General features: G+C 69.8%; 16 protein-coding genes. 11 read left to right on the top strand and 5 right to left on the bottom strand.

From position 1 onward, the window contains the following. Window positions 1-144: 144 nt before the first annotated feature. The 3 genes from D7Y15_RS36815 to D7Y15_RS36805 all read right to left on the bottom strand — a co-directional run bounded on the left by D7Y15_RS36815 (window position 145) and on the right by D7Y15_RS36805 (window position 2,494). Window positions 145-735: a GNAT family N-acetyltransferase gene (locus D7Y15_RS36815; protein ID WP_121755492.1), complete on the bottom strand. Its 591-nt coding sequence runs from the start codon at window positions 733-735 to the stop codon at window positions 145-147. A 124-nt stretch (window positions 736-859) separates the two neighbouring features. Then, a complete protein-coding gene (locus D7Y15_RS36810) occupies window positions 860-2,098 on the bottom strand; it encodes an OmpA family protein (protein ID WP_121755490.1) in 1,239 nt (412 codons plus the stop codon). Between the two features lie 33 nt (window positions 2,099-2,131). After that, the gene (locus D7Y15_RS36805) at window positions 2,132-2,494 is read right to left on the bottom strand and encodes a DUF4398 domain-containing protein (RefSeq protein ID WP_120578801.1); all 363 of its coding nucleotides are present in this window, start codon (window positions 2,492-2,494) and stop codon (window positions 2,132-2,134) included. 232 nt (window positions 2,495-2,726) lie between these two features. On the opposite strand from D7Y15_RS36805, the gene D7Y15_RS36800 reads away from it, so the two are divergent. The 5 genes from D7Y15_RS36800 (at window position 2,727) to D7Y15_RS36780 (ending at window position 5,877) form a co-directional block, all read left to right on the top strand. Beyond that, complete coding sequence (locus D7Y15_RS36800) at window positions 2,727-3,611, top strand: 5'-3' exonuclease H3TH domain-containing protein (RefSeq protein WP_121755489.1); 885 nt, start codon at window positions 2,727-2,729, stop codon at window positions 3,609-3,611. 7 nt (window positions 3,612-3,618) lie between these two features. Then, entirely contained in the window at window positions 3,619-4,059 is a 441-nt protein-coding gene (locus D7Y15_RS36795; protein ID WP_120578803.1) for a group II truncated hemoglobin, read from the top strand. Continuing rightward, complete coding sequence (locus D7Y15_RS36790) at window positions 4,056-4,508, top strand: type II toxin-antitoxin system RatA family toxin (protein WP_121755488.1); 453 nt, start codon at window positions 4,056-4,058, stop codon at window positions 4,506-4,508. The genes D7Y15_RS36795 and D7Y15_RS36790 overlap by 4 nt, the downstream gene beginning before the upstream one ends. A 9-nt stretch (window positions 4,509-4,517) precedes the next feature. Next, the gene (locus D7Y15_RS36785; protein WP_121755487.1) at window positions 4,518-5,315 is read left to right on the top strand and encodes a hypothetical protein; all 798 of its coding nucleotides are present in this window, start codon (window positions 4,518-4,520) and stop codon (window positions 5,313-5,315) included. An 82-nt stretch (window positions 5,316-5,397) separates the two neighbouring features. After that, entirely contained in the window at window positions 5,398-5,877 is a 480-nt protein-coding gene (locus D7Y15_RS36780) for a DUF4126 family protein (RefSeq protein ID WP_121755486.1), read from the top strand. Window positions 5,878-5,892: 15 nt separating this feature from the next. Here D7Y15_RS36780 and D7Y15_RS36775 read toward each other — a convergent pair whose 3' ends face one another. Next, entirely contained in the window at window positions 5,893-6,744 is an 852-nt protein-coding gene (locus D7Y15_RS36775) for a hypothetical protein (RefSeq protein ID WP_121755485.1), read from the bottom strand. Between the two features lie 130 nt (window positions 6,745-6,874). Between D7Y15_RS36775 and D7Y15_RS36770 the strand changes: the two genes are divergently transcribed. From D7Y15_RS36770 to D7Y15_RS36745, 6 genes are all read left to right on the top strand, one after another. Next, window positions 6,875-7,594 carry a sterol desaturase family protein gene (locus D7Y15_RS36770; RefSeq protein WP_121755484.1) on the top strand — a complete coding sequence of 240 codons (720 nt, stop codon included), beginning with the start codon at window positions 6,875-6,877 and terminating at the stop codon, window positions 7,592-7,594. A 47-nt stretch (window positions 7,595-7,641) separates the two neighbouring features. Continuing rightward, complete coding sequence (locus D7Y15_RS36765; RefSeq protein WP_121755483.1) at window positions 7,642-9,438, top strand: amidase; 1,797 nt, start codon at window positions 7,642-7,644, stop codon at window positions 9,436-9,438. A 62-nt stretch (window positions 9,439-9,500) separates the two neighbouring features. After that, the gene (locus D7Y15_RS36760) at window positions 9,501-10,085 is read left to right on the top strand and encodes a TetR/AcrR family transcriptional regulator (protein ID WP_120578810.1); all 585 of its coding nucleotides are present in this window, start codon (window positions 9,501-9,503) and stop codon (window positions 10,083-10,085) included. 102 nt (window positions 10,086-10,187) lie between these two features. After that, on the top strand, window positions 10,188-11,306 hold the full coding sequence (locus D7Y15_RS36755) for an aldo/keto reductase (protein ID WP_120578811.1): 1,119 nt from the start codon (window positions 10,188-10,190) through the stop codon (window positions 11,304-11,306). A 115-nt stretch (window positions 11,307-11,421) separates the two neighbouring features. Beyond that, window positions 11,422-13,188, top strand: coding sequence for a glycoside hydrolase family 88 protein (locus tag D7Y15_RS36750; RefSeq protein ID WP_120578812.1), 1,767 nt, complete (start codon window positions 11,422-11,424; stop codon window positions 13,186-13,188). Between the two features lie 17 nt (window positions 13,189-13,205). Then, window positions 13,206-14,405, top strand: coding sequence for a spore photoproduct lyase family protein (locus tag D7Y15_RS36745; protein ID WP_233605229.1), 1,200 nt, complete (start codon window positions 13,206-13,208; stop codon window positions 14,403-14,405). Between the two features lie 69 nt (window positions 14,406-14,474). On the opposite strand, the gene D7Y15_RS36740 is transcribed toward D7Y15_RS36745, so the two are convergent. Beyond that, the gene (locus D7Y15_RS36740; protein ID WP_121755482.1) at window positions 14,475-15,710 is read right to left on the bottom strand and encodes a FadR/GntR family transcriptional regulator; all 1,236 of its coding nucleotides are present in this window, start codon (window positions 15,708-15,710) and stop codon (window positions 14,475-14,477) included. Between the last annotated feature and the right edge of the window lie 431 nt (window positions 15,711-16,141).

Raw genomic sequence — 16,141 nt, 5'->3', positions numbered from 1 at the left:
CCGAATCTCCAGCCTGTCCTCACCCGTCAGCCTTGCTGCTTTCCCTCGGCCTCGCACCCTGTGCCTCCCATCAAGCAGGGTGCCATGGTGAGCACCCACGTGGTGCGTTCACCGCTTGAGACCGCCGATGGTTCGGGGGACAGGTCAGGGACCGCGGAGGCCGGGTTCGGCGGGGGCCACGAGCGAATTGAGCACGTGGTCGCGCCACTGGCCGTTGATGAGGAGGAAGTCGCGGGCGTAGCCCTCGGGGATGAAGCCGAGGCGGCGGAGGACGGCGGCGCTGCGCAGGTTCTCCGGCAGGTGGTTGGCCTGGAGCCGGTGCAGGCCCATGGCGCTGAAGGCGAAATCGCAGAAGGCGCGGAGGGCTTCGGTCATGAGGCCCTTGCCCTCGTGGCGATGATCCAGTCCATAGCCCAGGTCCGCGGCCTGGAGCGGTCCCCGGCGGATGTGGGCGAGCGTGGCGTTGCCGATGACGGGTGCGAGCGCGAGGGGCTGGCCCTTGGGGAGGATGAAGACGCGCAGGGACAGGTCGTGGCGGAAGTCCTCGCGGTCCTGAGCCAGCCGCGTCCGCCAGTAGGCCCCAGAGAAGAATGTCCCCGGGCGCGCCGGGGACACCGGGCCCAGGTGGTCCTTGTTGGCCACGTGGTACGCGAGCACCCGCTCCGCCGAGTCTGGCGGCAGCAGCATCAGGTGCAGGCGCTCGGTGGTGAGCAGGACGGGCGACTTGTCGATCATGGCGGTGCCGGACTTCAAGGGTAACGCGCTCCTACGGGACGTGCGCGCATGAAGCGCGGATGAAGAAAAAGGTCCCCACCCGCATGGAGTGAGGACCTTCATGCTCAGGGAGCACTGGCGTGCGTTACTCGCCGTGGTCCATGGGCTGCTGGGGCACCTGCTGCTGCGCCCCGCCGCCTCCCGTGCCCTGCTCGGGCTGCGGGCTCTGGTGGTCCACGCCCGCGCCGTGCGGCTTCGCATCCGGACCCTGGTCGCCCTGCTCCGGCTGCTGCGCTCCACTGCCGCCCACGCCGCCGCTGCGCGACGGCTGCGCACCGGCCACGTTGCGCTCCACCACGATCTCCACGCGGCGGTTGTTGGCGCGGCCCTCCGCCGTGCTGTTCGACGCCACCGGCCGGTTCTCACCCATGCCTCGGACCTGGATGCGGTCCTGCGGCACGCCCTGGTTCACCAGGAAGTTCCGCACGCTCTCCGCACGGCGCTCCGACAGCTGGTCGTTGTAGTCCTCCGCGCCTCGCGAGTCCGTGTGGCCCTCGATGAGCAACGGATTCTTCGCCTCCTTCAGCGCCGTCGCCACCTCCGACAGCCGGTCGCGCGCCGCGGGCAGCAGCTCCGTCGCGTTCGTCGCGAACAGCACGCTGCCCGACAACGTCACCACCGTGCCGCGCGCCTCTTCCCGCACCTTCACGTTCTCATCCTGCAGCCGAGTCAGCGCCTGCGACGCGCGCTGCTCCGCCTGGAGCCGAGCCTGTCGCTCCTGCTCCAACTCCTGCGTGCGCTGCTGGAGCTGCTGGTTCAGCTCGGCCAGTCGCTGCGCTTCGGCTTGCTGCTGCTCCGTGCGCCGCTGCATCTCCGCTTCCAGTTGCTGACGCTGCTGCGCGTCCGCCGTGCGCAGCCGCTCGGCCTCCTGCGCGCGCTGTGCATCGTACTGCTGGCGCTGCTGCTCATACTGCTGACGCTGGGCTTCGTACCTCGCGCGATCCTCCTCCTGCTGACGCGTGAGGTTCTTCGCGCGCGCTTCCTGCTGCTCACGCAGGGACTGTTCCGCCTGGGCCCGCTGCTGCGCGGCCAGGTCCGCCTCGCCGCGCGCATCGGCGATCTCCGCCTTGCGCAGGGCCACGTACGCCAGCGAGCGCGTCTTCACCGAGCCCTTGCTCTCCGCGTACTCGTTCTCCGCCTCCTGCAGGGCCGCCCGCGCCGCCGCCACGTCCGCGGGGCGCTCGCGGCCCTCGGGGCTCGTGGACACGTCGCGGTACGCCTGGCGCGCCGCGGTCAATTCACTGGGCGGAGGACCGTGCGCACATCCCACCGAGAGCGCTGTGACTCCCGCGACCGCCAACCATCCAAATTTCCAACGCTGCATGACTCGCTCCTCACAAGGCTAGAGGTAGGGGACTCACTGACCGCTGCGCAGGGACTCGGCCTGCTCGGAAGCCCGCCGCGCCTCGTTCTTCAGTGGCACCGCTCGGGCCAGCGCCGACGCCAGATCCGCGTCCGCGGCCGCCTGACGGAACCGCAGCTCCGCGGCATCCTGCTCACCCTCCTGAATCAGCCGCTCACCGTCGGCGATCTGCTGACGCGCGAACTCCAGATGCCGGGCAGCCTCGGGCACGTTCGGCGCCTGGGAGTTCTCCGCCGAGCGGAGCGCGGCTTCCGCCTGCACGCGCTGCTGATGGGTGGATGTCGCAATCACCTGCTTGCCTGCACAGCCAAGGGCCGCGATGGAGAGCAGGGCGGCGGCGAACAGCTTCGGGCGCATGGATCACCTCATGCCGGTGGAAATGCTGGGACGCTCCGGCGCGGCCCAGAGGGAGTTGGTTTGGAAAATGGGGGGTGCCCGGCCAGTCGGCATCGGCGACCTGTCCCCACCAGGCATGCTGGCCAAGGGGGTTGACAGGCGTCGTGTAGGGAACGAGGCGCACAGGCCGGTTCCTTCCAGGCCCGCGCACGGGCTGCTGGCCGTGCGGCGGGAGGGACGCTAGAGGGAGAACATGCGCCTGCACCTCGTGGACGGCACGTATGAGCTGTACCGGGCCCACTTCTCGCCCCGGCCGGGCACCACCGCGCCGGACGGGCGTGACGTGAAGGCCACGGCCGGGGTGATGGACTCCCTGCTCGCCCTCCTGCACGACGAGCAGGAGGCCGTGACGCACGTCGCGGTCGCGTTCGACAACCCCATCCGCTCGTTCCGCAACGCGCTGTTCGACGGTTACAAGGGTGACGAGGGCGTGCCGCCGGAGCTGCGCGCGCAGTTCGACCTGGTGGAGGAGGCCGTGGCGGCGCTGGGCGTGCGCGTCTGGTCCATGAAGGACCAGGAGGCGGACGACGCGCTGGCCACCGGGGCGGCGCGCTGGGCGGGCGAGGTGGAGCAGGTGCGGCTGCTCACGCCGGACAAGGACCTGGGCCAGTGCGTGCGCGGCCAGCGCGTGGTGCAGGTGGACCGGCGGCAGCAGAAGGTGGTGGACGCGGACGGGGTGAAGGCGAAGCTGGGCGTGGCGCCGGAGAGCGTCCCGGACCTGCTGGCGTTGATGGGCGACGACGCGGACGGCATCCCGGGGCTGGCGGGCTTCGGGGCGAAGGGCGCGGCGGCGGTGCTCCAGGCGTATGGACATCTGGAGTCCATCCCGGACAACGCGGCGGAGTGGACGGTGAAGGTGCGGGGCGCGGACAAGCTGGCGGCGACGCTGAAGGCGCACCGCGAGGACGCGCGGCTGTACCGCACGCTGGCCACGCTGGTGGAGGACGCGCCGCTGCCGGGCACGACGTCGCTCGCGGACATGGAGTGGAAGGGCGTTCCGGAAGCGCGCTTCAAGGCGTTCTGTGAAGGATTGGGATTGAAGAGCCTCCAGCGCCGGCCGAAGCGCTGGGCGGCATGAGGAAGACATGAGCATGGAATTGAAGCCCCCGCCGTCGGACGGCTGGGTCCCCACGCTGGACGACACCCCCTTCACCCGCATGGGCGGCGAGGCGCCCGTCCACGCGCTGGCGGAGGCCTTCTACGACGTGATGGACGCGGAGGAGCCCGCGCTCGCCGCCATCCACGAGCTGGACGCCGAGGGCAAGGTGAACCGCGGCACGCGCCAGCGCTTCGGCATGTTCCTGGTGGGCTGGCTGGGCGGGCCGCAGCACTACAGCGCGACGCACGGCCACCCCCGGCTGCGCATGCGCCACGGACACCTGCCGGTGGACACGGCGATGCGGGACGCGTGGCTGCGCTGCATGCAGAAGGCCATGGACAAGCAGGGCATCACCGGCGGCCTGCGAAGCTTCCTGGATGACCGCTTCGCCCAGGTGGCGGACTTCCTCCGCAACACGGAAGGATGAGGTTCACCGAGTCCATCCGCATCACCTGTCCGCGCGAGCGCGTCTTCGCGTACACGCAGGACTACGGGCAGCGGCTCGTCTGGGACACGTTCCTGCGCGAGGCGGTGCTGATGGACGGCGCGACGGAAGCCGGGCCGGGCGTGAAGGCCTGGTGCGTGTCGTGGCACGGGCTGGGGATGGAGACGCAGTACGTGTCCTTCCAGCCGCCCGCCGTCACGGCGGTGAAGATGACGCGGGGCCCGCGCCTGTTCGAAAGCTTCGCGGGCTCGTGGCGCTTCGATGAAGAGGCTCCCGGCGTCACGCGCGTCACCTTCACGTATGCCTTTGAATTGCGGCGCCCCTTCGGCTGGCTCACGCCGCTCCTGAAGTGGACCCTGACCCGTGAGGTCCGGGGACGGCTGCGCGACCTGAAGCGACGGCTGGACGCAGGTGTCCCCGGCGCGGCATAGACTCGCGGGATGAGCACGCAGCTACAGCCGTCCCACGCCACCCCAGCTGTCCATGAGCTGGAGCCGCTGTTCGAGGAGGCGGCGAGGGCCTCGGGCTCATCGCGCGCCCTGAAGGCCGGGTACCTCAACGCCATCATCGCCCGGTGGGTCCAGACGGAGGACCCGTCGACGCTCGCGCCCGCGTTGCACGCGCTGTTGGCGAAGGAGGGCGTGAAGCAGCTGGTGGACGAACAGGGCACGCCTGTCAGCGCCGCCGCGACGCAGGCATTGCTGGCCATGTCCTATCCGCACCCGCTGGAGGTCGCCCCGGAGCACCTGGAGGCGCTGCGCAAGCACACCGAGCCGTCCGTGCCGCCCGCGCCCAAGGGCTGGATCCTCACGGTGCTGGTCGTGGCGACCCTGATTCAAGCCGTCTACTTCTTCCTGGCGGATGACATGCGGCACATGTTCGGGGCCACCGCTGAGCAACTGGCGGGAGAAGCCGGCCTGGCACCCCCAGGAGGCGGGGTTGGCTTCTTCGACAGGTTGGAGATGGTGGCGTGGCGGCCCGTACGGTCCCTGGTGCCCTGGGTGCAGGTCGTTGGCTCCGCGGTCCTCTATTTCTTCTCCACCGCCTTCGCGACGAAGGCATGGGAACGCACCCTGGTCCGGCGCGGTTTCCTGGGGCTGGGCGTGTTGGGCCTCATGGTGGGCGTGCTCCCCAGGCATGTGTATGAGAACTGCGGAACGCTGGTGGCCGCGCTGGGCGCGTTGCTCGCGGGTTGGATGTTGCGCGTGCCCAAGCCGTCCGCGCCGCCGTCCGCTTGAGTGCCCGCTCGCCCAGCGGTGGCCGGACGGGCGATGCGCCCCCACCCTCCAGTTTTCACCACCCATCTGGGGGTTGGGATCCATGCGAACGAACAACGAAATCTGGACGGCGGCGGGCTTCGGCGTCCTCGCCGGGATGCGCAGCATGACGGCGCCCGCGTTCCTGTCGCGAGAGCTGTCGCGCAAGCCGACACGCGCCCTGAAGCGGGCCCTGCCGGGCCTTGCGTCGAGGAAGGTGTCGCAGCGCCTGGGCTTCCTGGCGCTCGGCGAGCTGGTGGGGGACAAGTCCCCTCTGACGCCGGCGCGCACCTCCGCTCCGATCCTGACAGGACGCATCCTCTCCGGGGCCATCACCGGCGCCGCGGTGTCACGCAAGCGCAAGGGAGCGAAGCTTGGCTTCGCACTCGTCGGCGCCGCAGCCGCCATCGCCTCCAGCTATGTCTTCTACGGCTTCCGCCGTCTCCTGACGCAGAAGCTGCGCGTGCCGAACGTGGCCGCGGGCCTGGTCGAGGATGGCCTCGCGCTGGCCCTGGGCTCGCGCCTCACCCGGGCGCTGCGTTAGGCCTCGCTCCGTGGCTCACCCCGGCGCCTTGCCGGGGGTGAGCCGCGCCTCCAGCCGCGCCAGCACCGCATGCTCCGCCCGCGCCCGCTCGGCCAGGGGCGCGAAGAGCAGCCGCGAGCGCAGGCCCATGCCTTCCGTCAATTCGAACTGGCGCAGGTCCTCCGGCAGCGCGAGCAGCACCTCGCCCAACGGCCGCACCCGGTGCAGTTGGTACGAACCCGCCGCCTCCAGCGCGCGCACCACGTCCGCCACGGGCTCCGCGCGGGCCATGGCCTTGCGTGACTGCTCCTCGTACCGCAAGCCCGCCTCCACCCGCTCCTCCAGGTCCTCGAGCACCGCCGCCGACGTGCGCTGCGCCTCCTTCACCAGCCGCAGCGGATCCAACGCCCGCTCCACTCGCCTTCGGACAGCAGGGGACAGCGCCCGGGCGCGACCCTCCACGCGCGACAGCACCGCGTCGCGGTAGCTCGCCGCGAAGCAGACCACGAACAGCGCCTCCTCCAGCGGCGCCCGCTCCCGCCCGGCCAGCCCTTCCGCCAGCGAGCACAGCCCCTCGCCGGTGAGCACGTACCGGCGGCCCCGAGGCAGCCCCTTCACGAGCGCGCTGGTGCTCGCCTCCGCGTGGCCGCCGCGCACCAGCCGCTCCAGCGTCCGCCTCACCTGCGTCAGGTCGATGTCCTGCGAGGGCCGGGTCACGTCGTGCTCGACCCAATTGGTGAACAGCAGGAAGTAGAAGCGCACGTCCGACACGCGGAAGCCGCCCGCGCGAGCCCCCGCCCCGTGCGCCGCCAGCAGCGCCGCCTGCACGAAGGTGGCCTGCGTGTCGATGTAACCCAACCGCGCCGTCAGGGTGCTGTTCCGAGCCATGGCCAGCAGGATGCCAGCCCCCGTCCCTCCCGTCCCATTCCTCCCAGGTGACAGTGTCCGCCAGGTCGAAAGACATATTCGGGCACGTCGTTCGTAGACAGGGCCAGCCTGTCGTCACGGAAGGATTTCCATGCTGCCCTGGCTCGTCCTCATCGCCGGCTTCTGCTTTCTCATTGAACAGCTGTCCCTGGGGTGGAAGCTGCCCCGCGTGCGCGGCTGGCACCTGCGGGTGGTGCTCATCAACCTGGCGCAGGTGGGCGTGGTGGTGCTGGGCGGCTACACCTGGGACCGGTGGTTCTCCGCGCACTCGGTCTTCCACCTGTCCCGGCATGTGAACCCGGTGGTGGGCGGCGTGCTGGCCTACCTCATCGCCACGTTCGTCTTCTACTGGTGGCACCGCGCCCGGCACGAGAGCGACGTGCTCTGGCGGTTCTTCCATCAAATCCACCACAGCCCGCAGCGGCTGGAGGTCATCACCAGCTTCTACAAGCACCCGCTGGAGATGACGGTGAACAGCCTCATTGGCGGGCTGCTCGTCTACACGGTGCTGGGGTTGAGCCCGGCGGCGGGCGCCATCTACACGGCCTGCTGCGCGCTGGGCGAATACTTCTACCACACCAACATCCGCACCCCGCGCTGGGTGGGCTGGTTCTTCCAGCGGCCGGAGATGCACCGCATCCATCACGAGTACGGCAAGCACAAGAACAACTACGGCGACCTCCCCATCTGGGACATGTTGTTCGGCACCTACGAGAACCCGGCCACGTGGGACGCCACGTGCGGGTTCGATGACGCGAAGGAACAGCAGCTGAGCGCCATGCTCGCCTTCCGCGACGTGCATCGCTCGTAGGCGGTGGCACACTGGCGCCCCCTTCGCTTCATCCGTGAGGTCGCGCCATGAGCAGCTCGCGTCGGCAGTTCCTGACCCACACCGTGATTGGACTCGCGAGCACCGCTGTCTCCGCGGCGCCGGACGCGGGCACGTCCGCCCCGCCCGCGGGTGCGCCGCCCACCTTCGGCGCGGGCCCCACGGTGGGGCCGGAGGTGAGCCCCACCACCTTCGCGGAGGCCGAAAAGCTGATGCAGGTGCAGCTCACGCCCGCCGAGCGCACCCAGGCCGCCGGCAACTGGCGCGTGTCCCTGGCTCCGCTGCACGAGCGCCGTACCGGCCCTCGCAAGCTGGAACTGGAGCCCACGCTGTCGCCCGCCTCGCAGTGGAACCCGTCGCTGCCGGGGCTCAAGCCCACCGCGCCCGCGAAGGAGCGCTTCGTGCGCAGCCGAGACGCGAAGGTGCCACTGCCCGCCAAGGAGGAGGACATCGCCTTCGCGCCGCTCACGCAGCTGTCGCGCTGGGTGCAGTCACGAGCCATCACGTCGGAGCGGCTCACGCAGCTCTACTTGTCGCGGCTGAAGCGCCATGACCCGAAGCTCCAGTGCGTCATCACGCTGACGGAGGAGCTTGCGCTCCAGCAGGCCTGGCAGGCGGACAAGGACATCGCGGCGGGCCGCTACAAGGGCCCGCTGCACGGCATCCCCTGGGGAGCGAAGGACCTGGTGGACACCGCGGGCATCCGCACCACCTACGGCGCCGAGCCGTTCCGAGACCGCGTCCCCACCACGGATGCCGCAGCGGTGGAGCGGCTGCACCGCGCGGGCGCCGTGCTGGTGGCGAAGCTCAGCCTGGGCGCGCTCGCGCTCAATGACATCTGGTTCGGCGGCGAGACGAAGAACCCATGGCTGCCGGAAGAGGGCTCCTCGGGAAGCAGCGCGGGGCCGGGCGCGGCGACAGCGGCCGGGCTCGTGGGCTTCTCCCTGGGCAGTGAGACGGGCGGCAGCATCGTGTCGCCGTCCATGCGCTGCGGCATCACCGGTCTGCGTCCCACCTACGGCCGCGTGCCGCGCACGGGCGCGATGACGCTGTGCTGGTCGCTGGACAAGCTGGGGCCCATGACGCGCGGGGTGGAGGACTCGCTGCTGGTGCTCGCCGCGCTCAACGGCGCGGACGCGGGCGACGTGGCGAGCGTATCCGCGAAGCTGGACTTCGACGCGAACGCGCCCGTGAAGGGCCTGCGCGTGGGCTACGTGCCCGCGTGGATGAAGGAGAACCCCGCCACGGACGTGGACCGCGCGGCGCTGGAGACGCTCAAGGGGCTGGGCCTGACGCCGGTGGAGGTGCAGTTCCCCGACTGGCCGTACTCCTCGCTCAACGTCATCCTCTTCGCGGAGGCCGCCGCCGCCTTCGAAGAGCTCACGCTCACCCACGGCGTGGACGCGCTGAAGATGCAGACGCCCGACGCGTGGCCCAACCTCTTCCGCCAGTCCCGCTTCCTGTCCGCGGTGGACTTCGTCCAGGCGGACCGGCTGCGCCGCAAGGTGGCCCAGGAGATGGCGCGCATCATGTCTCAGGTGGACGTGCTGCTCGTGCCTTCGCTGCGCGACGAAGCCCTCACCATCACCAACCACACAGGCCACCCGTCGCTCACGCTGCGCACCGGCTTCGTGGAGGTGTCCAAGGCCCGCAGCGACTGGGCACCGGACCCCAAGCGCCCCATGCCCACCTTCGCCACCCCGCGCCGTGTCCCCCACGGCGTGACGCTCATCGGTCAGCTCTTCGACGAGGGCACCCTGGGCCGCGTGGGCATCGCCTTGGAGCGGGCCTCCGGCGTCGCCGCCGAGCGCCCGCCCGGCTTCTAGCCAGCAGAAAGCCCCGGTCCGATTATTTTGACAGGTCAGTCCAGAATCATTACGTAGGGGGCATGGCACGCACGAAGGAGTTCGACCGGGACGAGGCGGTGCGCCGGGCGATGCAGGTCTTCTGGGAGCAGGGCTATGAGGCCACCTCCACGGACGACCTGCTGCGCGCCATGGGCATTGGCCGGCAGAGCATGTACGACACCTTCGGGGACAAGCACGGCCTCTACCTGGAGGCCCTGCGCGCCTACCAGGCGGAGTACAGCGCCAACCTGGTGGAGTGCCTGCGCTCCCATCCGTCGCCCCTGGGCGCCATCCGCGAGTACCTCCTCTCCATCCCCAATGGCACCCAGAAGGTGCGCGCCCGGGGCTGCCTCTTCGTGAACGCCACCGCGGAGCTCGCGCACGTGGACGCGGAGGTCGCCACGCTGCTGAAGACCGGAGGCGCCCTGGGCCAGGGCGCGCTGGAGCGCGTCGTGAAGGATGCCCAGCGCAAGGGAGAGCTCAATCCCAGGGTGGACCCGGGCGTCGCCGCCAGCTTCCTCCTGGCCACCATCGGCGGGCTGCGCCTGAGCGCCAAGGCCGGCACCCCGCCAGACGCCCTGCGCGACGTCGTGGACTTCGCGATGGCGGGCCTCAGGGCCCAGTAGCCCACCCCGCTGTTCTTCCGTCGCGGGAAGCCCCCGCGCCGTCTTCGCATGTCTGTATCTGGATTGATTGGTCCAAATAAGCCGCTGGAAGGGAGTCACACCATGTCGATGGATCGCTACTACCTGCTGGGCCGTTCGGGGCTGCGCGTCAGCCCGCTGTCGCTGGGCACGATGACGTTCGGGAAGGAGGGGACCTATGGCGGTCCCTGGGGCTCCACGGAGGACGTGTCCCGGACGCTGTTCAACCGCTACCTGGATGCGGGCGGCAACTTCGTGGACACCGCCGACCTCTACACGCACGGCAGCAGTGAGACGCTCATCGGGAAGTTCCTGGAGGAGCGTGGCGACCGGGACCGCGTCGTCGTCGCCACCAAGTACACGTACAACGCCACCCGCCCGGGCGACCCGAACGCGGGCGGCAACAGCCGCAAGAACATGCTGCGCGCGGTGGAGGCTTCACTGAAGCGGCTGCGCACGGACTACATCGACCTGTTCCTGCTGCACACCTGGGACCGCCTCACCCCGGCGGAGGAGGTGGTCCGCACGTTCGATGACCTCGTGCGCGCGGGGAAGATCCGCTACGCGGGCCTGTCCGACGTGCCGTCCTGGTACGCGGCGCGCGCGCAGACCTGGGCGGAGGCGCACGCGCTCACGCCGCTCATCAACCTGCAACTCCAGTACTCGCTGGTGGAGCGCAGCCTGGAGCACGAATACGTGCCGCTGGCCCAGACGCTGGGCATGGGCATCACCACCTGGAGCCCGCTGGGTGCGGGCCTGCTCTCCGGCAAATACCGGCCGAGCGAGGCCGGCGCCCATGGCGAGGGCCGCCTCAACTCCGCGGTGGGCGGCAACCAGCTGGGCCTGTTCACGGAACGCAACTGGCGCATCGTCTCCGCGCTGGAGCAGGTGTCCAAGGAGCTGGGCCGGGACATGTCCCAGGTGGCGCTGAACTGGGTGGCCACGCAGCCCGGGGTGGGCTCGGTCATCATCGGCGCCACGAACCCGAAGCAGCTGGACGGCAACCTCGCCGCGCTCGACTTCAGCATCCCCGCCGAGCTGCGCCGCCAACTGGACGAGGCCAGCGCGCCGCCCGTGCCGTTCCCCCACGGCATGTTCTCCAATCCCTACCAGCTGAACCTGCACGGCAACGCCGCGGTGGGGGACAAGCCCGCGGGCTACTCGCCGCCCGTGTTCACCGGAGCCGCGCCCCGGGTCGGGTAGGGCACACCCCATCCCTCCGTCAGGGCGGGGGGAGCGGCCGCTTGAGACCCCGGGGCCGCTGGTCCCCGGGGTGGCACACCGACACCTTCCGCGCCGGTCAGACAGGGGAGGGTGTATGGGATTGCCAAAGCCGGGAGTGAAGCTGTGGTGGATGTTGGCGTTGCTGGTGGCGCCGGTGGCGAATGCCTTCACGGACGCGGACGCGGTGCGCGTGTTCACGTTCGCCCGCTCGCAGCTCGCGGACACCGTGCTGGAGATGCCCAGCGTGAACCGCTCACCCAAGGCATCCCTGTCCAACGGGACGTGGACCACGGTGGCCAACACGGACAAGGTCGCGTGGACGCAGGGCTTCTTCCCCGGGAGCATGTGGTTCATGTTCCAGGTCGCCAACGAGCCCTACTGGCGTGACCGCGCGGACATGTGGACGCGCCCCCTGGAGGTCCAGAAGACCAACACGGAGACGCACGACCTGGGCTTCAAGATGTACAACAGCTACGGCAATGCGTGGCGGCTCACCGGCAATCCCTACTACCGAGACGTGCTGCTCACCTCCGCCGCGTCGCTGGCCACGCGCTACAACAGCACCGTCGGCATCATCGATTGTTGTGATTGGAACTCGGCCTGGAACATCCCGCTCGTCACCGACACGATGATGGACATCGAGCTGCTGCTCTGGGGCGCCCAGAACGGCGGTCCCGCCATCTGGCGCACCATGGCGGTGAACCACGCGCTCCGGACGCTCCAGGACGCGGTGCGCCCCAATGGCAGCTCGTTCCACTACGTGGACTACAACAACAACGGCACCATCCGTTCGCGAGGCACCTTCCAGGGCTACTCCGCCAGCTCCACCTGGGCGCGCGGGCAGGCGTGGCTCATCTACGGCTACACGATGGTGTACCGCTACACGCAGGACGCTCGCTTCCTCACCGCGGCCCGCCGGGTGACGGACTACTACCTGGCGAACCTGCCCGCGGACCGCGTGCCCAACTGGGACTTCAACGCGCCCAGCCAGTCCAAGGACTCCTCCGCCGCGGCCGCCGTCGCGTCCGCCCTGCTGGAGCTGAGCACCCTGGAGACGGACGCCACCCGGCGCACCACCTACCGCAACGCCGCGCTGGCCATGCTCGACTCGCTGGCGTCGCCCGCGTACCTGGCGCAGGGCACCAACAGCCCGGGCCTGCTGCTGCACGGCGTGGGCAACTACCCGGCGGGGCAGGAGATCAACGTCAGCCTCATCTACGGCGACTACTACTTCCTGGAGGCGCTGCTGCGCTTCAACCCGCGCCCCAACTACCCCTGGTACTCGAAGCTGGACCTGCCGCGGAGCCAGCACCTGCTGGGCACCACCAACACGGGCACGCGCATCGTGGAGTTCGACCTCACCCCGCTGGCGGACAACCTGGGCGGCGGCGTGGTGGGCTGGACGGACAGCTCCACGGAGGTGACAGCCTTCAACCGGCTGAACATGGCGCTGCGCATGAGTGAGGACGGCATCTTCCAGGTGCGCAACGGCGCGGGCTACTCGTGGATCCGCCGGGTGCCGTACGTGCGCAACCAGACGTACCACTTCCGCATGAACGTGGACCTGCTCGCGAAGCGCTACTCCGTCTGGGTGACGCCACCCGGCGCCGCGGAGGTGCTGCTCGTGGACCGGGTCGCGTTCCGAGCGGACGGGCCGCCCATCGACGACCTGGGCCGCGTCGCGGTCATCTCCACCGTGACGGACAGCGACTTCCGAGTGAACAACCACCGCGTCTACGCGCCCACCGCGAGCGTCGCGGCGGCGATGGAGAAGCGGCCCCCGCTGCCTGAGGCCCTGTGGAAGCAACTGGACGCGCCGGCCCCCGCCTCCACAGGCCGCGCGGTTCCGTCCGAGCGTTGACAGCAGGCCCCTGCCCGGTGGCCCGCCCGACGTCAGGGTGGGCCACCGCGGGTGCATGGGAGACGAAACACGGTTACATCCGCCGGGTGACGAACCTGGACCTCTTCCTCCCGGACCCCGCCCCGCGCCCGGCCGCCGTCCTGAAGGGCCCCGGCCCGCTCGACCGGCTGTTGAAGGTGTCGCGCATCTACCTGGAGCCCGCTGTGCGGGAGCATGCGCGCGGCCGGGAGATTCTCGAGCACTACCCGGACGCGGAGCGGGTGGAGGTGGCCTCGCACCAGCACATCCCCGGCCTCTTCGGCAACGAAGGCAACGTGGAGGCCTGGAATCGCATCAAGGGCAGCACCCTGGTGCTGGGCGTGAAGAAGACGCTGTCCTTCATCGCCAACGACCGCAGCTCGGACTTCATCGCGCCCTCCACGGCGAACGGCTGCGTCATGGCGTGCGCGTACTGCTACGTGCCGCGCAACAAGGGCTACGCGAACCCGGTCACGGTGTTCGTGAACATCGACCGCATCCAGGAGGCCATCCGCAAGCACGCGCACAAGCGCGGGCCCAAGCTGGAGCCCAACACGGTGGATCCGCACGCGTGGGTCTACGACATCGGGTGCAACAGCGACTGCTCTGCGGACGCGGCCATCAGCGACAACGTGCGGGACCTGGTGCGGCTGTTCACCACGCTGCCCAACGCCAAGGCCAGCTTCGCCACCAAGCTGGTCAACCGCGAGCTGCTCACCTACGAGCCGAAGGGCAAGACGCGCATCCGCTTCAGCCTGATGCCGCACGCGCCGGCGAAGCTGTTGGACGTGCGCACCAGTCCCATCGCGGAGCGCATCGCCGCCATCGATGACTTCGTGGCCGCCGGCTACGAGGTGCACCTCAACTTCTCCCCCGTCGTCCTCCACGAGGGCTGGCAGGACGCCTACGTGGAGCTGTTCCAGCAGGTGGACGCAGGCATTGGGGAACGGGCGAAGCAGCAGCTCGCGTGTGAAATCATCTTCCTCACGCACAATGCGGGCCTGCACGAGGTGAACCTGCGCTGGCACCCGAAGGCGGAGGAGCTGCTGTGGCGGCCCGAAATCCAGGAGACGAAGGTGTCCCAGGGCGGTGGCGCCAACGTGCGCTACCGCACCGGATTCAAGGGCCGCCACGTGGCGGAGTTCGAAGCGCTGCTCGCGAAGCACCTGCCGTACTGCCGCGTGCGGTACGCCTTCTAGGCAGGCTGCCCAGACGCGAGGTCGCTACCCGTCAGCAGAGGGTGTGCGGACACGCCGGGCTGTCGCTAGTCACGAAACAGGCGAAGATCCTGGAATAGGCAAGCGCCAGAGGCGCGCAGCCCACCGGATCAGGAGACCCTGAATGGCATGAAGTGGTCCGCTCACCGTATGCGCCGTCACGCGTGTCTGCTCACAACGGTCGGAGTGTGGAGGCTCGGACTGGATGCCCTCTTCCGGTGACGAAGCGTCCGTCATGTCCTCGTCGGCGCACGCCAGGTCGAGCTCGCACGGGGCGAACATCAAGGGGGTAGGAGACGGCGGCGACCTGTTGTCCGGCTTCACGGCAAGAGCCGCCACCTGGGGGCCGGCTGGAACCGCGAGCGCCTCGGTGTCCTTGCCGTCTTGTTCAAGGTGCTCAGGGGCGCCCAAGTAGGGCGGGGGGACCTCCAGCGACTCATCCTGCTCGGCGGCTGATTCGCTGCGGCCAATGCCATGCTCCTCCACGCAGGGATGCGCCGCGGGTGCCTTGTCCTGCACGGTGGCGCCGAGGGGCTCCTCCTGGGCGCGCGGGGCCTCGGGGGACGCAGGCGCCATGGGGACCGGAGCGAAGGCATTCAGCACGCGCTCATCGCGCGCCTTTAGCAGCGCTGGCAGCTCATGCTGAAGTGCCTGCACGTCGCGCTCGTGCAGGATTGCCATCGCGCGGAAGGCCCACTCGCGCAGCGCCGCTCCGCCCATGAGCGGCAGCAGTTGGGCGGCTCCTCCCAGGAATGCCCGCTGCAGGGATTGAACGAGGAGCACGTGCCCCGGACGCGCCGCCACCCGCGCCGCATGCCGCAGCAACTCGAATTCCGCCTGCGCGCAGGTTTCCCCCGACTCCCAGCGCGCCGCGTCCTGGAGCTGGTAGCACGTGCTCCCCAGCCGGTCCAAGTCGAGGTCCGAGGCCCTCGCGCAGCAGTCGGCCAGAAGCTCCACCAGCACCTGCCGCTTGAGGCTGAAGTAGCCCTCCAGAAGCCACCGGGCATCCGGGTTGCTCGCGTCATGCAGCGCCAGCCCCAGGTTCTCCAGCGTCAGTGACTCATCCAGCGGCACCGCGCGCGTCTTGCGTCCGGGGCGCTGAACCACCAGGCCTCGCGCCGCCAGCCGCCGCAGCGCCTCGCGGATGGTGCCCCGACACACCTCATAGCGGCGCGCCAGCTTCGCTTCGGAGCCGAATTGTCCGCTCGGGTGCAGACGCCCCAGCGCGATATCGCGCTCGATTTGCGCCTCCACATAGGCCACGAGTCCTCGCCGTTCCATCCCCATCCCCCTCCTCGTCCCAGCATCGCCATCCAACCACAGGGGTCTGACATGGACGTGCGGGCCCCCCCTTCTCATTGCCAGCCAGGGGGCACCCTCCGGGCCCGGTCGGAGAAAAACCTGTCCGACAGTCGGACAGGTTTTGAGGCAACCGGTCCCGGGCGGGGCATCTGTCCGTGCCCTCATTCTGGCGTCTGCGCACGCACGACGTCCTGGCTGCTGCTGTGCTCCGCGAGGCAGGCGTGCGGTTCCGGTTTCATGCAGTGCGGACCTGTCCGACAGGAGGGTTGCGCGGAATAAGCAATCCGCTGGGTCCCGTAGAAGAGAGATGACTTCAGAAGAAGGAGCCTCCTGCGCCTCTGCCGAGCAGGGGGGCAGGCGCCGCGTCGCAAAGGACCCGACTCCGCGCTTCAAGGGAGCGGAGCGCGAGGTGCTTG

Origin of the sequence: Corallococcus sp. AB030 (assembly GCF_003668965.1) — a bacterium.
GTDB lineage: Bacteria > Myxococcota > Myxococcia > Myxococcales > Myxococcaceae > Corallococcus > Corallococcus exiguus.
This window is presented reverse-complemented; position numbering and strand designations above follow the sequence as displayed.

Coding starts and splice junctions, on each gene's coding strand:
- D7Y15_RS36815 (WP_121755492.1), bottom strand. CDS start 735: ATGATCGACAAGTCGCCCGTCCTGCTCACCACCGAGCGCCTGCACCTG.
- D7Y15_RS36810 (WP_121755490.1), bottom strand. CDS start 2,098: ATGCAGCGTTGGAAATTTGGATGGTTGGCGGTCGCGGGAGTCACAGCG.
- D7Y15_RS36805 (WP_120578801.1), bottom strand. CDS start 2,494: ATGCGCCCGAAGCTGTTCGCCGCCGCCCTGCTCTCCATCGCGGCCCTT.
- D7Y15_RS36800 (WP_121755489.1), top strand. CDS start 2,727: ATGCGCCTGCACCTCGTGGACGGCACGTATGAGCTGTACCGGGCCCAC.
- D7Y15_RS36795 (WP_120578803.1), top strand. CDS start 3,619: ATGAGCATGGAATTGAAGCCCCCGCCGTCGGACGGCTGGGTCCCCACG.
- D7Y15_RS36790 (WP_121755488.1), top strand. CDS start 4,056: ATGAGGTTCACCGAGTCCATCCGCATCACCTGTCCGCGCGAGCGCGTC.
- D7Y15_RS36785 (WP_121755487.1), top strand. CDS start 4,518: ATGAGCACGCAGCTACAGCCGTCCCACGCCACCCCAGCTGTCCATGAG.
- D7Y15_RS36780 (WP_121755486.1), top strand. CDS start 5,398: ATGCGAACGAACAACGAAATCTGGACGGCGGCGGGCTTCGGCGTCCTC.
- D7Y15_RS36775 (WP_121755485.1), bottom strand. CDS start 6,744: ATGGCTCGGAACAGCACCCTGACGGCGCGGTTGGGTTACATCGACACG.
- D7Y15_RS36770 (WP_121755484.1), top strand. CDS start 6,875: ATGCTGCCCTGGCTCGTCCTCATCGCCGGCTTCTGCTTTCTCATTGAA.
- D7Y15_RS36765 (WP_121755483.1), top strand. CDS start 7,642: ATGAGCAGCTCGCGTCGGCAGTTCCTGACCCACACCGTGATTGGACTC.
- D7Y15_RS36760 (WP_120578810.1), top strand. CDS start 9,501: ATGGCACGCACGAAGGAGTTCGACCGGGACGAGGCGGTGCGCCGGGCG.
- D7Y15_RS36755 (WP_120578811.1), top strand. CDS start 10,188: ATGTCGATGGATCGCTACTACCTGCTGGGCCGTTCGGGGCTGCGCGTC.
- D7Y15_RS36750 (WP_120578812.1), top strand. CDS start 11,422: ATGGGATTGCCAAAGCCGGGAGTGAAGCTGTGGTGGATGTTGGCGTTG.
- D7Y15_RS36740 (WP_121755482.1), bottom strand. CDS start 15,710: ATGGGGATGGAACGGCGAGGACTCGTGGCCTATGTGGAGGCGCAAATC.